This window comes from Bradyrhizobium sp. Leo78, assembly GCF_059512425.1.
Genome location: NZ_JCAMOT010000274.1, coordinates 1 through 392, shown reverse-complemented (window position 1 = coordinate 392; position 392 = coordinate 1). Strand labels below are relative to the sequence as shown.

At 54.8% G+C, this 392-nt stretch carries 1 pseudogene; it reads right to left on the bottom strand.

Annotated features, from left to right (window positions below):
- A pseudogene (locus tag AC5ZG1_RS44650) lies at nt 1-360 on the bottom strand (hypothetical protein); the annotation flags it as partial.
- Nucleotides 361-392 lie beyond the last annotated feature (32 nt).

Sequence of the window (392 nt, the reverse complement as noted above, 5' to 3'; positions counted from 1 at the left end):
ATCCGACATCAAGCAAAGGAAGTTTGCCCCGCGCCCTGCCTTTGTACCTTCCTTAGCGGCAGCTATTTCTGCTTTCGTGCCGCCGTTTCGGATGCGGTAAGTGATCGACTTTGCTTTCTTATCCACGACGGGCTCGATCCAGGTTTCTTTTCCGGCTTTCGAACTAAGAAGAAAGCTTGATGCAATCGGAACCTGTACATCTGAGAAGGCGGGGTCTGGGCTCGGCACCGTGCGCGCCCAAATCCAGGCGATCACCGTCGCTTTTCCGCCTCCCTGTTCCTTCGGTAGATCGACCTGCGGATACAGATGCCCGATACGCTCCCAAGCTTTCTGGCGCATCCATTCGCCGTAGTATTTCACGTCCTCCGCCAGTCCTTCGGAATTACGATAGA